Raw genomic sequence first — 16,449 nt, 5'->3', positions numbered from 1 at the left:
CTACAGCCTTGTTTATAAATAAGTCGGAACCAAGCAGTGTTTATGCTCGATATGGTATTCAAACTCTTCACGGAAATTTTTGATAAATGCACGAACTGGCATCGCAGCAGCATCACCTAAGGCACAAATTGTGCGACCTTGAATACCGTCTGCAACCGCATTTAACATATCTAAATCGTCTGGACGACCTTGACCGTTTTCGATGCGATGTACCATGCGATACAGCCAGCCTGTGCCTTCACGGCATGGCGTACATTGACCGCATGATTCTTCGAAGTAGAAGTAGGACAAACGCAATAAAGATTTGACCATGCAACGCGTTTCATCCATCACGATGACGGCGCCAGAACCGAGCATAGAGCCCGCTTTAGCGATGGAGTCATAATCCATATCGGTCGCCATCATCACATCACCAGTCAAGACTGGCATAGAAGACCCGCCGGGAATAACTGCTTTAATCTTTTTGCCGTCACGCATGCCGCCAGCCAACTCTAACAATGTTGCGAACGGTGTGCCCATTGGGACTTCGTAATTGCCTGGCTTAGCCACGTCACCGGACATGGAGAAAATCTTGGTACCACCATTGTTTGGCTTACCAAGTGCAGCATAAGCTTCGCCGCCCATCGCCAACACGAATGGCACAGCGGCAAAGGTTTCAGTATTATTGATGGTCGTTGGTTTACCGTACAAACCAAAACTTGCCGGGAACGGTGGTTTGAAACGTGGCTGCCCTTTTTTGCCTTCTAAAGACTCCAGCAAAGCAGTTTCTTCACCGCAGATGTACGCGCCGTAACCGTGGAAAGCGTGCAATTGGAAATTAAAATCCGAACCGTGGATACGATCACCCAACATATTGGCAGCTCGCGCTTCTTCTAAGGCTTCTTCGAAGCGATCATAGTCAGCAAAAATCTCGCCGTGAATGTAGTTATAGCCAACCGTAATACCCATTGCATAGGCACCAATCGCCATACCTTCAATCAAAGCATGTGGATTGTAGCGAATGATGTCGCGATCTTTAAATGTACCAGGTTCGCCTTCATCGGTATTGCAGACTAAATATTTTTGCCCTGGGAATTGACGTGGCATAAAGCTCCACTTCAAGCCCGTTGGAAAACCCGCACCTCCACGACCACGCAATGAAGAAGCTTTCAGCTCCGCAATCACTTGTTCAGGTGGGATTTTTTCATCCAAAATACGTTTTAAAGATTGATAGCCACCGCGCGCAACATAGTCTTGCAGGTGCCAGTTTTTTCCGTCTAAGCCAGCAAGAATCAGTGGCTTGATATGGCGATTATGTAGACTCGTCATTATTTACCTGCTTCTGTTGTTTGGCTTAGTTCACTGACCAAGGCATCGATTTTGTCGTTCGACATAAAGCTGCACATACGTTTGTTGTTAACCAACAGCACAGGGGCATCGCCACAGGCTCCCATGCACTCACCTTCCATCAAGGTAAATTTGCCGTCAGCGCTTGTTTCTTTGTAGTCGAGACCAAGCTTTTGCTTTAGATGATGTGCTGCGCGCTCACCACCAGACAAGGCACATGGCAAATTGGTGCAAACAGTAATTTTATGCTTACCAACTGGCTTGGTATTGTACATATTGTAGAAGGTCGCCACTTCTTGCACTGCAACGGCAGGCATACCGATGTAATCGGCAACAAACTGCAATACTTCAGGAGATAACCAACTAGTTTCATCCTGGGCAATCGCCAGGGCCGCCATCACGGCAGACTGACGTTGATCCGCGGGAAACTTCGCCAATTCGCGATCAATTTTCTTTAATGCTTGCTCTGATAAGACCATCGCTTTTGCCTCAAATATTGACCCTCAATAAGAGCCAATCATTTATCAATATTTAATTCTTAAATAACCGATTAGCGGTCGATTTCACCGAACACAATATCTTGCGTACCAATAATCGTCACGGCATCGGCGATCATATGACCTTTGGCCATTTCATCCAAACCTTGCAAATGAGGGAAACCTGGTGCACGAATCTTCATGCGATATGGCTTATTCGCGCCATCCGACATCAAATAAATACCAAACTCACCCTTAGGATGCTCAACCGCGGCATAAGCCTCACCAGCAGGAACATGGAAGCCTTCAGTAAACAATTTGAAGTGATGGATCAACTCTTCCATATTCGACTTCATGTTGACACGACTTGGTGGCGCGACTTTATGATTGGTCGACATGACTGGGCCTGGATTATTTCGCAGCCATTCAACACATTGTTTAATAATGCGATTTGACTGGCGCATTTCTTCAACACGTACCAGATAGCGATCATAACTATCGCCGTTCACACCAACCGGGATGTCAAAGTCGAGCAAATCATAGACTTCATACGGCTGCTTTTTACGCAAATCCCATTCAACACCAGACCCGCGCAACATAGGGCCAGTGAATCCCATCGCCATTGCACGTTCAGGCGAAACCACTCCGATACCTACCAAACGCTGCTTCCAGATACGATTATCCGTCAACAAAGTCTCATATTCATCAACGTATTTTGGAAAACGGTTCGTAAATGCTTCAATGAAATCTAGCAGAGAACCTTGGCGATCTTCGTTCAACAAACGCATCGCTTTTTCATTTTTCAGAATCGACGCTTTGTGCTTAGGCATTTCATCTGGCAAATCACGATATACACCGCCCGGACGATAATACGCTGCGTGCATACGAGCACCTGATACGGCTTCGTAGCAATCCATCAAATCTTCGCGTTCACGGAACGCATACAAAATCACCGCCATCGCACCGACGTCAAGCGCGTGCGCACCTATCCACAATAAGTGATTCAACAGACGCGTAATCTCGTCAAACATGACTCGAATGTATTGTGCGCGCAAGGGTACTTCCAAGCCAAGCATCTTCTCGATTGCCATGACATAGGCATGCTCATTGGACATCATCGACACATAGTCGAGGCGATCCATGTAAGGCACAGATTGCAAGTAAGTTTTTTGTTCTGCTAGTTTTTCTGTTGCACGGTGCAACAATCCAATATGCGGATCCGCACGTTGAATAACTTCACCATCCAATTCAAGCACCAAGCGCAAAACGCCATGCGCTGCCGGATGTTGAGGACCAAAGTTTAAGGTGTAATTTTTAATTTCAGCCATGATGCTTCCTTACCCCTTAATCCCGTAGTTTTCTTCGCGAATAATACGCGGCGTATTTTCACGCGGCTCTATTGTCACCGGCTGATAAATAACGCGTTTTTGATCGGCGTCATAGCGCATCTCTACATAACCAGAAACAGGGAAGTCTTTTCGGAAGGGGTGACCGATAAATCCATAATCAGTCAATATGCGACGCAAATCATTATGACCATCAAACAAAATACCAAAGAAGTCGAATGCTTCGCGCTCATACCAGTTTGCTGCACTCCACACATCGACCAAAGACGCCACGATCGGAAATTCATCATCTTCAGCAAAAACACGGACACGTAAACGCCAGTTATGCTTAATTGAGAGTAAGTGCGATACCACAGCGAAGCGTAAGCCTTCCCAAGCACCCTCACCATAAGTGGAATAATCCACGCCACACAGATCGATCAATTCTTCAAATTGGGTGGCAGCGTTGTCACGCAAATCACGCATCACCGACAAGTAGTCTTTTGCAGAGACAATGACAGTCAACTCACCCAGCGCCAATTGCGACTGCATGAGTCGCTCGCCGATGACACCCTTCACTGCCGACTCAAGATTTTCTAATTTGGTAGTCATTTTGCTTTATGTTGTAGTTTTCGCTCACGAATTACACTAGCACCACACTAGCGCGCAATCGTATTGGTGCGCTTAATTTTGTTTTGCAATTGAATGATGCCGTAAATGAGCGCCTCAGCAGTCGGAGGACATCCAGGCACATAAATATCAACCGGAACAATACGATCACAACCGCGCACTACAGAGTAAGAGTAATGATAATAGCCACCACCATTTGCGCAAGAACCCATCGAAACTACCCAGCGCGGCTCTGCCATTTGATCGTAGACTTTACGCAAAGCTGGCGCCATCTTATTACAAAGCGTACCAGCCACAATCATTACATCTGATTGACGCGGAGAAGGGCGAAAAATCACACCAAAGCGATCCATATCATAACGAGAGCAACCTGCGTGCATCATCTCAACCGCACAACAAGCCAGACCAAAAGTCATTGGCCACATAGAACCCGTTTGAGTCCAATTAATCAGCTTGTCCAAACTGGTTGTAACAAAGCCTTCGCTCAATACACCTTCAATTGACATACGCTTTTCCTATCAGGTCACTCCCAATCCAGGGCGCCTTTTTTCCAGATATACCAAAATCCGACCGCAAACTCCAAGATGAAGCCAAGCATCACCAAGAAGCCAGTCCACCCCAACTCCTTCATGGAGACAGCCCATGGGAAGAAGAAAGCAGTTTCGAGATCGAACAAAATAAAGAGAATTGCAATGAGGTAGTAACGCACGTCAAATTTCATACGCGCATCTTCAAAGGCTTCAAAGCCACACTCGTAAGCAGATGTTTTTTGACTATCAGGTCGGTGCGGCGCAATTAAACGGCCCAAGATCTGCGGCACAACACCAACAGCAATACCAACCAAAATAAAGAGAAGAACTGGGAAATAATTTTCGAGGTTCACGTTAGGCTACCCATATAAAAACGTAACATTGATATGTTTATTGCATGATTGGGAATACTTAAATCCACAACCACTTCCTCGATCAAGTCAGCTAGAAAAACTGACTTATTCATTGGTGCCGACGACGAGACTCGAACTCGTACAGCTTTCGCCACTACCCCCTCAAGATAGCGTGTCTACCAATTTCACCACGTCGGCATAAGCCCAGCATTGTACTCGGTTCAGCTCAATTGTTCAACGCACAATTGCAGTAATTCAAGATTTTTTTGCCGAACAAACTGATCTACGATAAGTTATTTTGGAATTTCAGAAGCTTGGCTAGCGGCACTTGCTGGCGCAACCACTGGAGGAACTGCAGCAGCATTCGCAGAAGCACTTGCAGGTGCTGTTTTCGCTGCGGGCAAATTATCCATAACACCAACAGACGGGGTTTTATTAGCACCGAAAGAGGTCAAAACCAAAGTCGCAATAAAAAACACTGCAACAGCGACACCTGTGGATTTCGACAAGAAATTAGAAGAACCTGTCGCACCGAACAGACTACCGGAAGCACCAGAACCAAATGAAGCCCCCATATCAGCCCCCTTACCATGCTGCAGCAAGACCAGACCAACAATAATCAACGCAGACAAAACCTGCACAATCATAACCAAGGTAGATAAAGAAGTTTGCATTTAAAACATCCAAGTAAAATTAATCATTACAACAAAAATAATCCAAAAAACTGAGCGCAGCGAAAAAACTTAAACTGCGCGAATAATTGCGAGGAAGTCAGCCGACTTCAAAGAAGCACCACCAATCAAGCCACCATCAATATCAGGCATTTCCAATAAGGCTTTCGCGTTATCAGGCTTCATACTACCGCCATACAAAATACGAACTTTATTCGCAGCAAAATCACTACGCTCCGCCAAAGTCGAACGCAATACCGCATGCACTTCTTGTGCCATTTCAGGCGTCGCTGTTTTACCAGTACCTATCGCCCAAACAGGCTCATATGCCACCACGATGCGCGCCAAAGCACCATCATCCAATACATCCATTACTGCACGCAATTGAGTCACAACAACTTCATTGGTCTTACCAGCCTCACGCTGCTCTAAAGTTTCACCGACACACACGATAGGAAAAATACTAGAACGCAAAGCCTGCAATGCCTTTTGTGCCACTAACTCATTCGATTCATGATGATAGGCACGACGTTCAGAGTGCCCGACAATGACATACTCACACGAGAAATCAGCTAACATTGCCGAAGATATTTCACCGGTATAGGCACCGGATTGATGAGCCGAAACATCTTGCGCACCAAGTGCGATGGCTGAGGATTTCAACACGGCTTCACATTGCGGCAAAAAAATGGCTGGCACACAAACCAACACTTCACACGCAGAACCGTCTAAGGCAACCTCGGGGGCAAGCTTCAAACTCTCAAGCAAACTCGCATTTACTGCAAGACTGCCATTCATTTTCCAATTACCGGCTATTAATGTGCGTCGCTGTTGTGGCATAAGCTTAAAAATTTAATTAACTGTCTATTGTATCGCGGCAAGGCTATGAGGGTCAATTTTCCAATCATAAGTTTAAAGATGAACACCTCATTTTGTCATCTAGCCGTGCCGAATTTGCCAAAATTCTTAGAATTCATCAAAAATCTACAGAACAACCAAGCCAAAACTACAAAAATCACAATTCAAGCACTAACTTACCAATATGTTGACTCGCCTCCATCACTTCATGCGCCCGACTCGCCTGCGACAAAGAGAAAACCTGATGAATCACCGGTTTAATCGCACCATTTTCCAAAAGTGGCCAAACTTCTTTACGCAAAGCCAGAGCAATTTTGGCTTTAAATTCGACTGAACGTGGACGCAATGTTGATCCAGTCACATGCAAACGACGACGCAACACCTGCGACATATCAAGCTCAGCCTTCGCCCCGCCCAAGAGCGCAATAATGACCAAACGCCCATCATCAGCCAAGCTGTTGATGTTTTTGGACAGATATTTGCCAGCCACCATATCAAGTATTACATCCACGCCCCTACCCGCCGTTTCCGCACGCACGACATCAAGAAAGTCCTCGGTACGATAATTAATTGCGCGAAGCGCCCCCAGTTTTTCTATCGCCCGGCATTTCTCATCAGAACCCGCCGTAGCAAACACTTTAGCACCCAAAGCCGTCGCCATCTGTATTGCCGCAACACCAATACCAGATGTACCACCATGCACCAATAAAGTTTCATCAGCCAATAAGGCTGCTCGATCAAAGACATTAGACCAGACAGTAAAAAAAGTTTCAGGCAGAGACGCCGCCTCAATCATGCTCAAACCTTTGGGAACTGGCAAACACTGCACCAAAGGAGCCACGCAATACTCTGCGTAACCGCCGCCCTGCACCAAGGCACACACCAAATCGCCGATAGCAAATTCACTATTAGACAAATCCCCAGCAACAATTTCACCTGCCACTTCCAAACCTGGCAAGTCGGAAGCCCCATCAGGCACAGCGTAATATCCCATGCGCTGCAAAACATCTGGTCGATTAATTCCTGCGGCTCGCACATGTAACAACACTTCACCTGCAGCAGGAACAGGCACTGGTCGCTCACACAATTGCAAGACTTCAGGTTTACCGTACTGCGTAATTTCGATCGCTCGCATTACCCCCCCCCACCAAATAATAAAGTCACCAAACAAGCATTACCCATAAAAAAAACCGCTCGTAGTTTCCTACGAACGGCCTTAATTTTACGCTGAATTGTTTTCGACGATATGAAGATCATCTACCAACAAGAAGCGATTACGCCTCCGGCGCAACCTCTGCAGGAGCAGCAGCCTCAGCAGCAGCTTTCATCGACAATTTAAAGCGACCGCGATCATCTGTTTCCAAGACTTTCACACGCACTTGCTGACCTTCTTTGAGGTAATCAGCCACCGCATTCACGCGCTCATTGGCGATCTGGCTGATGTGCAACAGACCATCTTTGCCTGGCATGATTTGCACAATCGCACCGAAGTCCAACAACTTCAATACGGTGCCTTCGTAGATCTTGCCAACTTCAACTTCCGCCGTCAATTCTTCGATACGACGCTTAGCTTCTTGACCCGCAGCCGCATCAACCGAAGCGATAGTGACTACACCCTCATCGCTGATATCGATTTGCGTGCCAGTTTCTTCCGTCAATGCACGAATTACCGCGCCGCCTTTACCGATCACATCACGGATTTTTTCCGGATTGATTTTCACAGTAATCAAGCGAGGTGCAAAGTCAGACAATTCCACTTTACCGACTGGAACTGCTTTTTGCATTTCACCCAAGATATGATCACGACCTTCTTTAGCTTGCGCCAAAGCGACTTGCATGATTTCTTTCGTGATACCTTGGATCTTGATGTCCATCTGCAAAGCAGTGATACCTTCTGCCGTACCAGCAACTTTAAAGTCCATATCGCCGAGGTGATCTTCATCACCCAAGATGTCGGTCAATACTGCAAATTTATTGCCGTCTTTAATCAAGCCCATCGCGATACCAGCAACGTGTGCTTTCATCGGCACACCGGCATCCATCAATGCCAAACAACCACCGCAAACAGAAGCCATAGAAGAAGAACCATTGGACTCTGTAATTTCAGAAACCAAACGCACTGAATAGCTGAAATCTTCCGGTGAAGGCAATGCTGCTTGCAATGCGCGTTTTGCCAAACGACCATGACCAATTTCACGGCGTTTAGGTGTACCGACGCGACCTGTTTCACCAGTAGCGAACGGAGGCATGTTGTAATGCAACATGAAGCGGTCAGAATATTCACCCATCAAAGCGTCAATCTTTTGCTCATCACGAGAAGTACCCAAAGTCGCAATCACCAATGCCTGTGTTTCACCACGGGTGAACAAGGCTGTACCGTGCGTACGTGGCAAAACGCCTGTACGAATCGTGATTGGGCGTACAGTGCGTGTATCACGACCGTCGATACGTGGCTCGCCATCCAAGATTTGGGAGCGAACGATTTTGGATTCCAAATCAAACATGATATTGCCAACATCGCCGGAGTCTGGCGCTGCAGTGCCAGCAGCTGCTGCTTGCTCAGCCAAAGCCGCACTCACCGCTGCACTTGCTGCTTTTAATTGCTCAGTACGTGCTTGCTTTTCTTTCGTTTGATACGCAGCGCGCAACAAAGGCTCTGCCACTGCAGTCACTGCCGCAATCAAAGGCTCATTCTTAGCCGCTGGCGCCCATTGCACTTCTGGCTTGCCGCCATCACGCACCAAATCATGAATCGCATCGATGACTGCCTTCATTTGTGTGTGACCATACACAACCGCGCCCAACATCACTTCTTCAGACAATTGTTGCGCTTCAGATTCCACCATCAATACCGCAGATTCAGTACCAGCAACAACCAAATCCATTGCAGATGTTTTCAATTGCGTTGCAGTTGGGTTCAATACATATTGACCATCGATATAACCAACGCGTGCTGCACCCACCGGACCGCTAAATGGAATACCAGATACGCAAATCGCTGCAGAAGCACCAATCATCGCTGCGATATCCGGATCGATTTCTGGGTTCACAGACAGAACGTGCACAATCACTTGCACTTCGTTCAAATAACCTTCTGGGAACAACGGACGAATCGGACGATCAATCAAACGCGACGTCAATGTTTCTTTTTCTGATGGACGACCTTCACGCTTGAAGAAACCACCTGGAATACGACCAGCTGCATAGGTTTTTTCCAAGTAATCCACGGTCAATGGGAAGAAATCCTGGCCTGGCTTGGCATCTTTTTTTGCAACTACAGTTGCCAACACCACAGTATCTTCAATCGATACCAACACGGCACCAGAAGCCTGGCGTGCGATTTCACCTGTTTCCAAGGTCACTGTATGTTGACCGTATTGGAATGTTTTCGTAACTTTATTAAACACAATGTGTCCTTTCACTATTTTCCGACAGATTTCCAGGGGCTGTCGTTCACCTCACCACAAGCAATTCAGCTTCAAATCGCCCTTACCACTTCCAACAATTTCACTACTTTTACTGCCAATGACGCCCAAATTTTAAGCAAATTTAGATGCCCTAAAGGCAAAAAGCCTGCATCAGTCAAACTGACGCAGGCTTTTTACTTTAATTCTTTGCTGTGTTTAGCAAAATACTCTAATGAGTAAATTACTTACGCAAGCCGAGTTTTTCGATCAATGAACGATAACGATTCAAATCTTTCTTTTTCAGATAAGACAATAAACTCTTACGACGGTTAACCATCATGATCAAACCACGACGTGAGTGGTGATCTTTAGAATGAGATTTGAAGTGACCGTTTAAGTCATTGATACGTGCAGTCAACAAAGCAACTTGCACTTCTGGAGAACCTGTGTCGTTTTGACCACGGGCATTATCCGCAACGATAGCGGCTTTTGCACTTTTTTCGATAGACATCTTATTTCCTTTACATGCGATACCAAGAGTTAGCTTTTTTAAACCAGCACCGTCGATATCGTGAAATTACATTAAATAAATCCCATCAGAATTTGATGAGACCGCGACTATAGCATGGAAATTCAGATGGATTCAAGTCCAAACATCAAAAGATTCAGGTCTTTACCATCAAGTCAGCAAGCATAGTTTCACGTTTGTTATTAAATCTAAAGCCCCTCAACGCCGAGGCGCCGAGACGCAGGGGGAAAAACCAAAGAGAGGAAAACAGTAAATCATTAATTTCTTCAACCCAGATTTTCCATTAGGATTTGTGAAGATGACGGATGCACTTTTCGAGGCAGTTTTGTTGCGAGTGAGGAGCAAATAGCGAGCTCTTTGCAACGAAGAGCAACAAAAATGACCGACAATGCGCCGTCAGCACACAAATAGCACCGCAGGTGCGCCTAATGGAAAATCTGGGTTCAATCTCAACAAACTCCAAAAACAAACGAAAATCCAAGAAAATCTTCACCCTTCTCTGCGCTACTCAGCGTCTCTGCGCCTCTGCGTTGAGGGGTTTTGCATCTTCTATCGCTATCCCCTCTAAGCAATTAATCGATACAAATAGATCATCAAATCTGCGGATTCAGCTTTTCGACCTTAGAATGCAATTTATTCAAAGCTGAAATGTAGGCTTTCGCCGAAGCCACCACGATATCCGGATCGGCTCCCACCCCGTTGACGATGCGACCCGCTTTGCTTAATCGTATCGTTACCTCACCCTGCGATTGCGTGCCGGCAGTAATTGCGTTAATCGAGAACAGTAATAGCTCCGCTTCACTCTTCACTTCAGATTCAATCGCACCAACGATGGCATCGACTGCACCATTACCTTGCGCGATACAAGATTTTTCTTTATCGCCTATCGTCATCACAACCACTGCAGAGGAACGTTCACCTGTTTCTGAATGCTGACTGATCGATACCAAACGGTAGTGATCCGCGTCGTGTGAATGCTCCTCATCGGCGACGACTGACATGATGTCTTCATCAAATATTTCGGATTTTTTATCAGCGAGTTCTTTGAAACGAGCGAAGGCGGCGTTAATTTCAGTTTCCGATTCCAAAGCAATGCCAAGCTCTTGCAAGCGCTGTTTGAACGCATTGCGACCTGAAAGTTTGCCAAGCACGATTTTGTTTGCGCTCCAGCCTACATCTTCGGCACGCATAATTTCGTAGGTGTTACGCGCTTTCAAAATGCCGTCTTGATGAATTCCGGATGCATGTGCAAAAGCATTTGCGCCCACAATCGCCTTGTTTGGCTGAACTGCAAAACCGGTAATTTGCGATACCATTTTGGAGGTCGCGACGATTTGCGTGGTGTCGACACCAATATCCAAATTAAAATGATCTTTACGAGTACGCACCGCCATCACGATTTCTTCCAGTGCGGTATTCCCTGCACGCTCACCAAGACCGTTGATCGTGCACTCAACCTGACGCGCACCACCAATCATGACTCCAGCCAACGAGTTTGCAACTGCCATGCCCAAGTCATTATGGCAATGCACAGACCAAATCGCTTTATCGGAATTCGGAATAGTCTCACGCAAACGTTTCAATGTACTGCCATACAATTCAGGCACACCATAGCCAACTGTATCCGCGAAATTAATCGTAGTCGCACCTTCTTTGATCACCGCTTCAATCACGCGACAGAGAAAATCAAAATCAGAGCGACTCGCATCTTCTGGACTAAATTCCACATCATCCGTAAATTTGCGGGCAAAACGAACCGCCTGTATCGCTTGTTCCACAACCTGATCCGGACTCATACGCAACTTCATTTCCATATGCAAAGGTGAAGTCGCGATGAATGTGTGAATACGTTTGCGCTGCGCTTTTTCCAAGGCTTCGGCAGCGCGTGAAATATCTCGGTCATTTGCACGTGACAAAGAACAGATGATAGGTTCACGTACCGCCGCGGCAATCGCTTTGATTGACTCAAAATCGCCGGGCGAGGCGGCTGCAAAACCCGCTTCAATCACATCGACCTTTAAACGCTCTAGTTGGCGAGCAATGCGTACCTTTTCATCTTTGGTCATAGATGCGCCAGGGGATTGTTCGCCGTCACGCAAAGTTGTATCGAATATGATGAGTTTGTCTGCCATGTTTGCCTCCGAAAATGCCGAAAAAAGAACGTAAATTTAAGTGGGAATAAGTAAAAAATTTGAGTAAAACTCGGTAACTTGAATAGATCTTTCCCGCCCCTTGCAAGACGCACATGGGTGAGAGACTACTCAAGTTGTGGGGTATTGGGATTTAGCGCGCGAGCGCTAGTAGCGTGTTCGCTAGTGACAATGCTAGTAGAGATGCCAGGATAGCGGCAACTGGTAATGCCAACGACAAAAGCAGACCGGAGCGATCTGCTTTAATGAATGCTTTTTGAGCATTGGATGTCGTGGATGAGAATTTCATGCAAAAGACTATAAGCGGGATTGCACAAAAGCGCAAGAGCCCGTCCTCAATTATTTCTTAAGGTCGTCGACTTCGCCGTTGTGCGACTCCGGCGTCAATTGCACCAGGCTCACTGGACGCCCATTGCGCCAACGCCAGAGCAGCAAAACATAGCCTGACAACGCATAAATTACAAATAGTGCGAATAAGACTTTTGGCGGATCACTCACCACCGCAACATAGGCCAAGACAATCAAAAATGGTGCGATAAAAGGCACGGATCGTTTCAAGTTTACATCTTTAAAACTATAAAATGGCACATTCGTGACCATCGTTAAGCCTGCAAATAAAGCGACACTCCAAGCAAACCAGCGTACATCGACACCCGGTATAGCCAAATCATCCATGAGCAAAATAAAGCCCGCCACCAAGGCAGCGGCCGCTGGACTTGGTAATCCTTGAAAATAACGCTTGTCGACCACAGTAATGTTCGCGTTAAATCGTGCCAAGCGCAAAGCAGCACCAGCACAATACACAAAAGCCGCTAACCAACCCAGCTTGCCCATACCTTTCAAAGCCCACTCATAGGCAATTAAAGCCGGCGCCACGCCAAACGAGACCATATCTGACAAGCTGTCATATTGCGCGCCAAATTCGCTTTGCGTATTTGTCATACGCGCTACCCTACCGTCGAGACTATCGAGCACCATTGCCACAAAGATGGCTAGGCCAGAATGTTCAAATTTTTGGTTCATCGCCATGACGATGGCATAAAAGCCGCAAAACAGTGCTGCAGTGGTGAATGCATTTGGCAATAGGTAAATGCCGCGAGAAGGCTTACGCGGTGCTCCGAGTAATTCACCATTATTTTTTCTCGCGCCACGTGGAAATAACTTAAAACTGCCCTTAGGCTTACGATCTTTAACTGGCGTCATGCTGATTCTTATTGTGGAAATTGAGCGAAAAAAACCGAGCAGTTACTTAGTCTTGCAAAAAAAATACTAAGTACTCAGTTTGGAATTTCTCAAGTATAACCTCGAAACACGTCGACGAAAATCAAATCAAACCTAAATTAGACGAATGATCAGCACCATCAGCACTATTTCCTGAGCACTAATTTGCGACTTTTCACCGCTGGTTTATCTTCACATATTGGACTATCCGTTGATCCAGAATTCACCAAAGGAATCAATGCTGCGACCGGTGCTAAAGTAGCCAAAGCAATTGCAGCGCCCGCACGTAAAGCGACGATACCTTTATCTATTCTTGTCGTCGGATGTTGTAAGCTACCGCGTACATAGATAGGAGCGCGCAGCGAAATTAACCTGATTCCTTTGCTCTTTTGTGTGATCTCTAAATCAATTTGTTCTTGCCGTAAATTGATAGCTCCCTGTAGATTTAGTCTGGACTGTTCTGTATCGACTACAAACTGTTTGGTTTGCACTAGGCCATTGTGCACAGAAAAATGGGCGGCAAGACAATTCAATTTAACCTCTTCATCGCCAAACACAGTGGTCAGCACGATACTACCGATGTTCAAACCTATCTTCTCCAACAATAACTTACTCACCATGCCCCGATTAATTGCAGCATGCAACTCGCCATTTGACGAACCTAACAAAGTAGCGATGGAATTACCGACAGCTGATATGGATGCATTGCCGTTAATCTCTCCCAAACTGGCGTCCAAGTCTTTCACAAACGGCATAATTTGTTTCAACTGTAACCGATGAGCTTGTACTTGTACCTGAGCGACGATCGAATTTTTTTCGCGACTGTGGCTCCCATCGAGCGTAATATCTGAGCGCAGACTACCGCCTGCCATATCAAAATTCAAAGGCTTCAGGCTCAACACACCATCCTGAAGATTTAAATGTGTCATGAGTTTTGTGATCGATGACGTTTCACTACGAACGATATGGTCTGCACTAAACTTTACGTTCGCATCAATACTCTTCCAACGATCTGTCTTAAAACTTTCAATCGGCAAAATTTTATTGGAAGGCTGCACAGTAGCCAACCCACGCGTTTGTTTGCTCGAGCGCGAATCAAGGCCAATGATAGGTGCGAGATCCGAGAACAATAAGGATTTCGACACGATGGTGCCGCTGAGTAAAGGCCGCGGCGACTTGAATTCAAATTGCAGATCACCAGAAATATCGCTGCTTCCCACTTTCCCTCTAAAGTCGCTGTAGTCCCACTTTCCACCGCTAGCATTTAGGACGCCAGTCAACTGTCCTTCGCTTGAAAATGGTGGTGTCTCTGGAAGGAATATGCCTGTGATCGCATACAACTTTGCCATACTGAGCGCCGCGACCGCTAAACGCATTTGGATAGCCATCAAGTCCATTGGACGCGTAAGTGTGCCAGTTAAGGCTATTATCGATTGATCTTGGCGCAAATAGCCGCGAATCGGGAACGGTCGGGTCTGATCTGTTAAGGCCAATACTGCCCCAACCTGCCCTTCTCCAACAATCGCTTCATCATTTAAGTTACCTGTCAAATTCCAGGCGAAGCTGTAATCCGAATCGCTACTATCTTCATTGATGCCGATCTTGATATCAGCGTGCTTGATCGCGTCTTGCAAATAAATCGTGCCGTTGGTCAACGCAATTTGTTGTAAGCCCAATTGCCACAACGAGGTACCAGCCGGTTTTCTAACTGTCCAATTGTTTGTACCATTCGCCAGTCGTTGAAGATGCACTAGTGGCGCGGAAAGCCGCAATGTGGGAATGCTAATTTCTTTATGTAAGAGCTTCCATGGATTTAAAGAGAAACTCACTTCCTTAATACTCGCCGTTTCATCTTGAATTTGATCTGCTATGTGAACGGATTCTTTTGTCTCGCTTTCTCTGACAATGGACTCACTTTTTTGTTGCTGAAAATCGGCAGGATTAGCAATATGAACGTCGGTCGCAAAGAACTGTGGCCAAGGTATGAAGCTGTGCCAGGCTTTGTCGAGATTATTTGACTCGGGGTTAGCATTTGATTTGAAATTCGGTGTCGGTTTTGTCCATTGCAAACGAAGCTCGCCTCGAATTTGAAATGGCCGCCCCAATGCCTCGCTCATGCTGGCATTAAAGCGTGGCTTCGCGCGGTTCCAGTCATATGTCAGTAGAACAATCAGCGCAATCGCGGGAACAAGGATCAATAGCGTTAGGATGCCAAGCAATACTTTTGTTTTAGTTTGAAGTTTCATCTCGCTTAGTGTTTCTCTGATGTGGGCGAACTCACTTGCTGCGGCGCTTTCGACTGACTTTGTTGCCGATGTGTCTTGGCACAGAAATCAGCAACTTGTTCGACCAGCAAACGCACAACCTGATTGGCCGCCACCACGCCGCCGTATGGGTCTTCGCTGGTCGCGGCCACCGCAGCATCAAATTCTTGCCAAGCAATGACGCGACGACTTGCGATGTCAATCAAATGCGCACGCAAAGTAAAATGGACCTGGCTCGGCGTTCTAAAAAACTCGTGCTGCAATCGAACAATCTCAAGATCTAAGCGCAATTGCCCGCTTGCCCCCGATGGCGATTGCAAGACCGCTTTAAAATCACCAGTTCGCTCTAAGGCATGACTCATCAAGGGCAGCAACATGGCGGTCGGTGGTGCAGCCCATTGACTTAGGCTAAAGTACTCCAACTGAAATGATAGGCGTACATAAGCAATTTGACTGGTTTCAAAGCCAGCCGCCGCGCGCGGCATGCTTAACATGATGGTTGGCGCTTCTGGATTGCGGAGCTTGTCTCTATGATTTTCCTGAAGTGCAGCCCCAACCGTAAGGTTAGCGCCGCTCAAGGCGTACACCGAGATCTGATCGACCTTATTCGGAGTTAATAAGGAGCAGCTACTCAACAAACAGACTACACTAAGCCAAAAAAAGTAGCGCAATGAGGAGGTCAAGATGGGATGGAAAATCATAAAGGCTT

Annotated in this window: 15 protein-coding genes and 1 tRNA gene; all 16 read right to left on the bottom strand. The window is 46.4% G+C overall.

What is annotated here, in order from left to right:
* Positions 1-12: 12 nt before the first annotated feature.
* The 16 genes from nuoF to AC1RR2_RS08155 all read right to left on the bottom strand — a co-directional run bounded on the left by nuoF (position 13) and on the right by AC1RR2_RS08155 (position 16,441).
* Positions 13-1,308, bottom strand: coding sequence for an NADH-quinone oxidoreductase subunit NuoF (gene nuoF / locus AC1RR2_RS08230; protein ID WP_493221776.1), 1,296 nt, complete (start codon positions 1,306-1,308; stop codon positions 13-15).
* Entirely contained in the window at positions 1,308-1,805 is a 498-nt protein-coding gene (gene nuoE / locus AC1RR2_RS08225; protein WP_422994657.1) for an NADH-quinone oxidoreductase subunit NuoE, read from the bottom strand. The genes nuoF and nuoE overlap by 1 nt, the downstream gene beginning before the upstream one ends.
* A gap of 71 nt (positions 1,806-1,876) precedes the next feature.
* Complete coding sequence (locus AC1RR2_RS08220) at positions 1,877-3,130, bottom strand: NADH-quinone oxidoreductase subunit D (protein WP_422994655.1); 1,254 nt, start codon at positions 3,128-3,130, stop codon at positions 1,877-1,879.
* A gap of 9 nt (positions 3,131-3,139) precedes the next feature.
* A complete protein-coding gene (locus tag AC1RR2_RS08215; protein ID WP_493221775.1) occupies positions 3,140-3,739 on the bottom strand; it encodes an NADH-quinone oxidoreductase subunit C in 600 nt (199 codons plus the stop codon).
* A 47-nt stretch (positions 3,740-3,786) separates the two neighbouring features.
* Entirely contained in the window at positions 3,787-4,263 is a 477-nt protein-coding gene (locus AC1RR2_RS08210; protein WP_315473244.1) for a NuoB/complex I 20 kDa subunit family protein, read from the bottom strand.
* Between the two features lie 17 nt (positions 4,264-4,280).
* Positions 4,281-4,640 carry an NADH-quinone oxidoreductase subunit A gene (locus AC1RR2_RS08205; RefSeq protein WP_493221774.1) on the bottom strand — a complete coding sequence of 120 codons (360 nt, stop codon included), beginning with the start codon at positions 4,638-4,640 and terminating at the stop codon, positions 4,281-4,283.
* Positions 4,641-4,753: 113 nt separating this feature from the next.
* Positions 4,754-4,838 (bottom strand) — tRNA-Leu (locus AC1RR2_RS08200).
* A gap of 95 nt (positions 4,839-4,933) precedes the next feature.
* Positions 4,934-5,314 (bottom strand): preprotein translocase subunit SecG, encoded by a 381-nt coding sequence (secG, locus tag AC1RR2_RS08195; RefSeq protein WP_493221773.1) that lies wholly within the window; start codon positions 5,312-5,314, stop codon positions 4,934-4,936.
* Positions 5,315-5,383: 69 nt separating this feature from the next.
* Positions 5,384-6,151: a triose-phosphate isomerase gene (gene tpiA, locus AC1RR2_RS08190; protein ID WP_493221772.1), complete on the bottom strand. Its 768-nt coding sequence runs from the start codon at positions 6,149-6,151 to the stop codon at positions 5,384-5,386.
* A 175-nt stretch (positions 6,152-6,326) separates the two neighbouring features.
* Positions 6,327-7,304: an NAD(P)H-quinone oxidoreductase gene (locus AC1RR2_RS08185; RefSeq protein ID WP_493221771.1), complete on the bottom strand. Its 978-nt coding sequence runs from the start codon at positions 7,302-7,304 to the stop codon at positions 6,327-6,329.
* Positions 7,305-7,443: 139 nt separating this feature from the next.
* Positions 7,444-9,576 (bottom strand): polyribonucleotide nucleotidyltransferase, encoded by a 2,133-nt coding sequence (gene pnp, locus AC1RR2_RS08180; RefSeq protein WP_493221770.1) that lies wholly within the window; start codon positions 9,574-9,576, stop codon positions 7,444-7,446.
* A gap of 241 nt (positions 9,577-9,817) precedes the next feature.
* Positions 9,818-10,087, bottom strand: coding sequence for a 30S ribosomal protein S15 (rpsO, locus tag AC1RR2_RS08175; protein ID WP_186915119.1), 270 nt, complete (start codon positions 10,085-10,087; stop codon positions 9,818-9,820).
* A gap of 611 nt (positions 10,088-10,698) precedes the next feature.
* Complete coding sequence (locus tag AC1RR2_RS08170) at positions 10,699-12,237, bottom strand: 2-isopropylmalate synthase (protein ID WP_493221769.1); 1,539 nt, start codon at positions 12,235-12,237, stop codon at positions 10,699-10,701.
* A gap of 357 nt (positions 12,238-12,594) precedes the next feature.
* A complete protein-coding gene (pssA, locus tag AC1RR2_RS08165; RefSeq protein ID WP_493221768.1) occupies positions 12,595-13,458 on the bottom strand; it encodes a CDP-diacylglycerol--serine O-phosphatidyltransferase in 864 nt (287 codons plus the stop codon).
* 164 nt (positions 13,459-13,622) lie between these two features.
* Positions 13,623-15,722, bottom strand: coding sequence for an AsmA family protein (locus AC1RR2_RS08160; protein WP_493221767.1), 2,100 nt, complete (start codon positions 15,720-15,722; stop codon positions 13,623-13,625).
* Positions 15,723-15,727: 5 nt separating this feature from the next.
* On the bottom strand, positions 15,728-16,441 hold the full coding sequence (locus AC1RR2_RS08155) for an ABC-type transport auxiliary lipoprotein family protein (RefSeq protein WP_493221766.1): 714 nt from the start codon (positions 16,439-16,441) through the stop codon (positions 15,728-15,730).
* Between the last annotated feature and the right edge of the window lie 8 nt (positions 16,442-16,449).

The organism is Undibacterium sp. GW821-FHT11H02, assembly GCF_058808015.1.
Note: the sequence above shows the minus strand (reverse complement) of the source record. Positions and strands in the feature narration are given on the sequence as shown.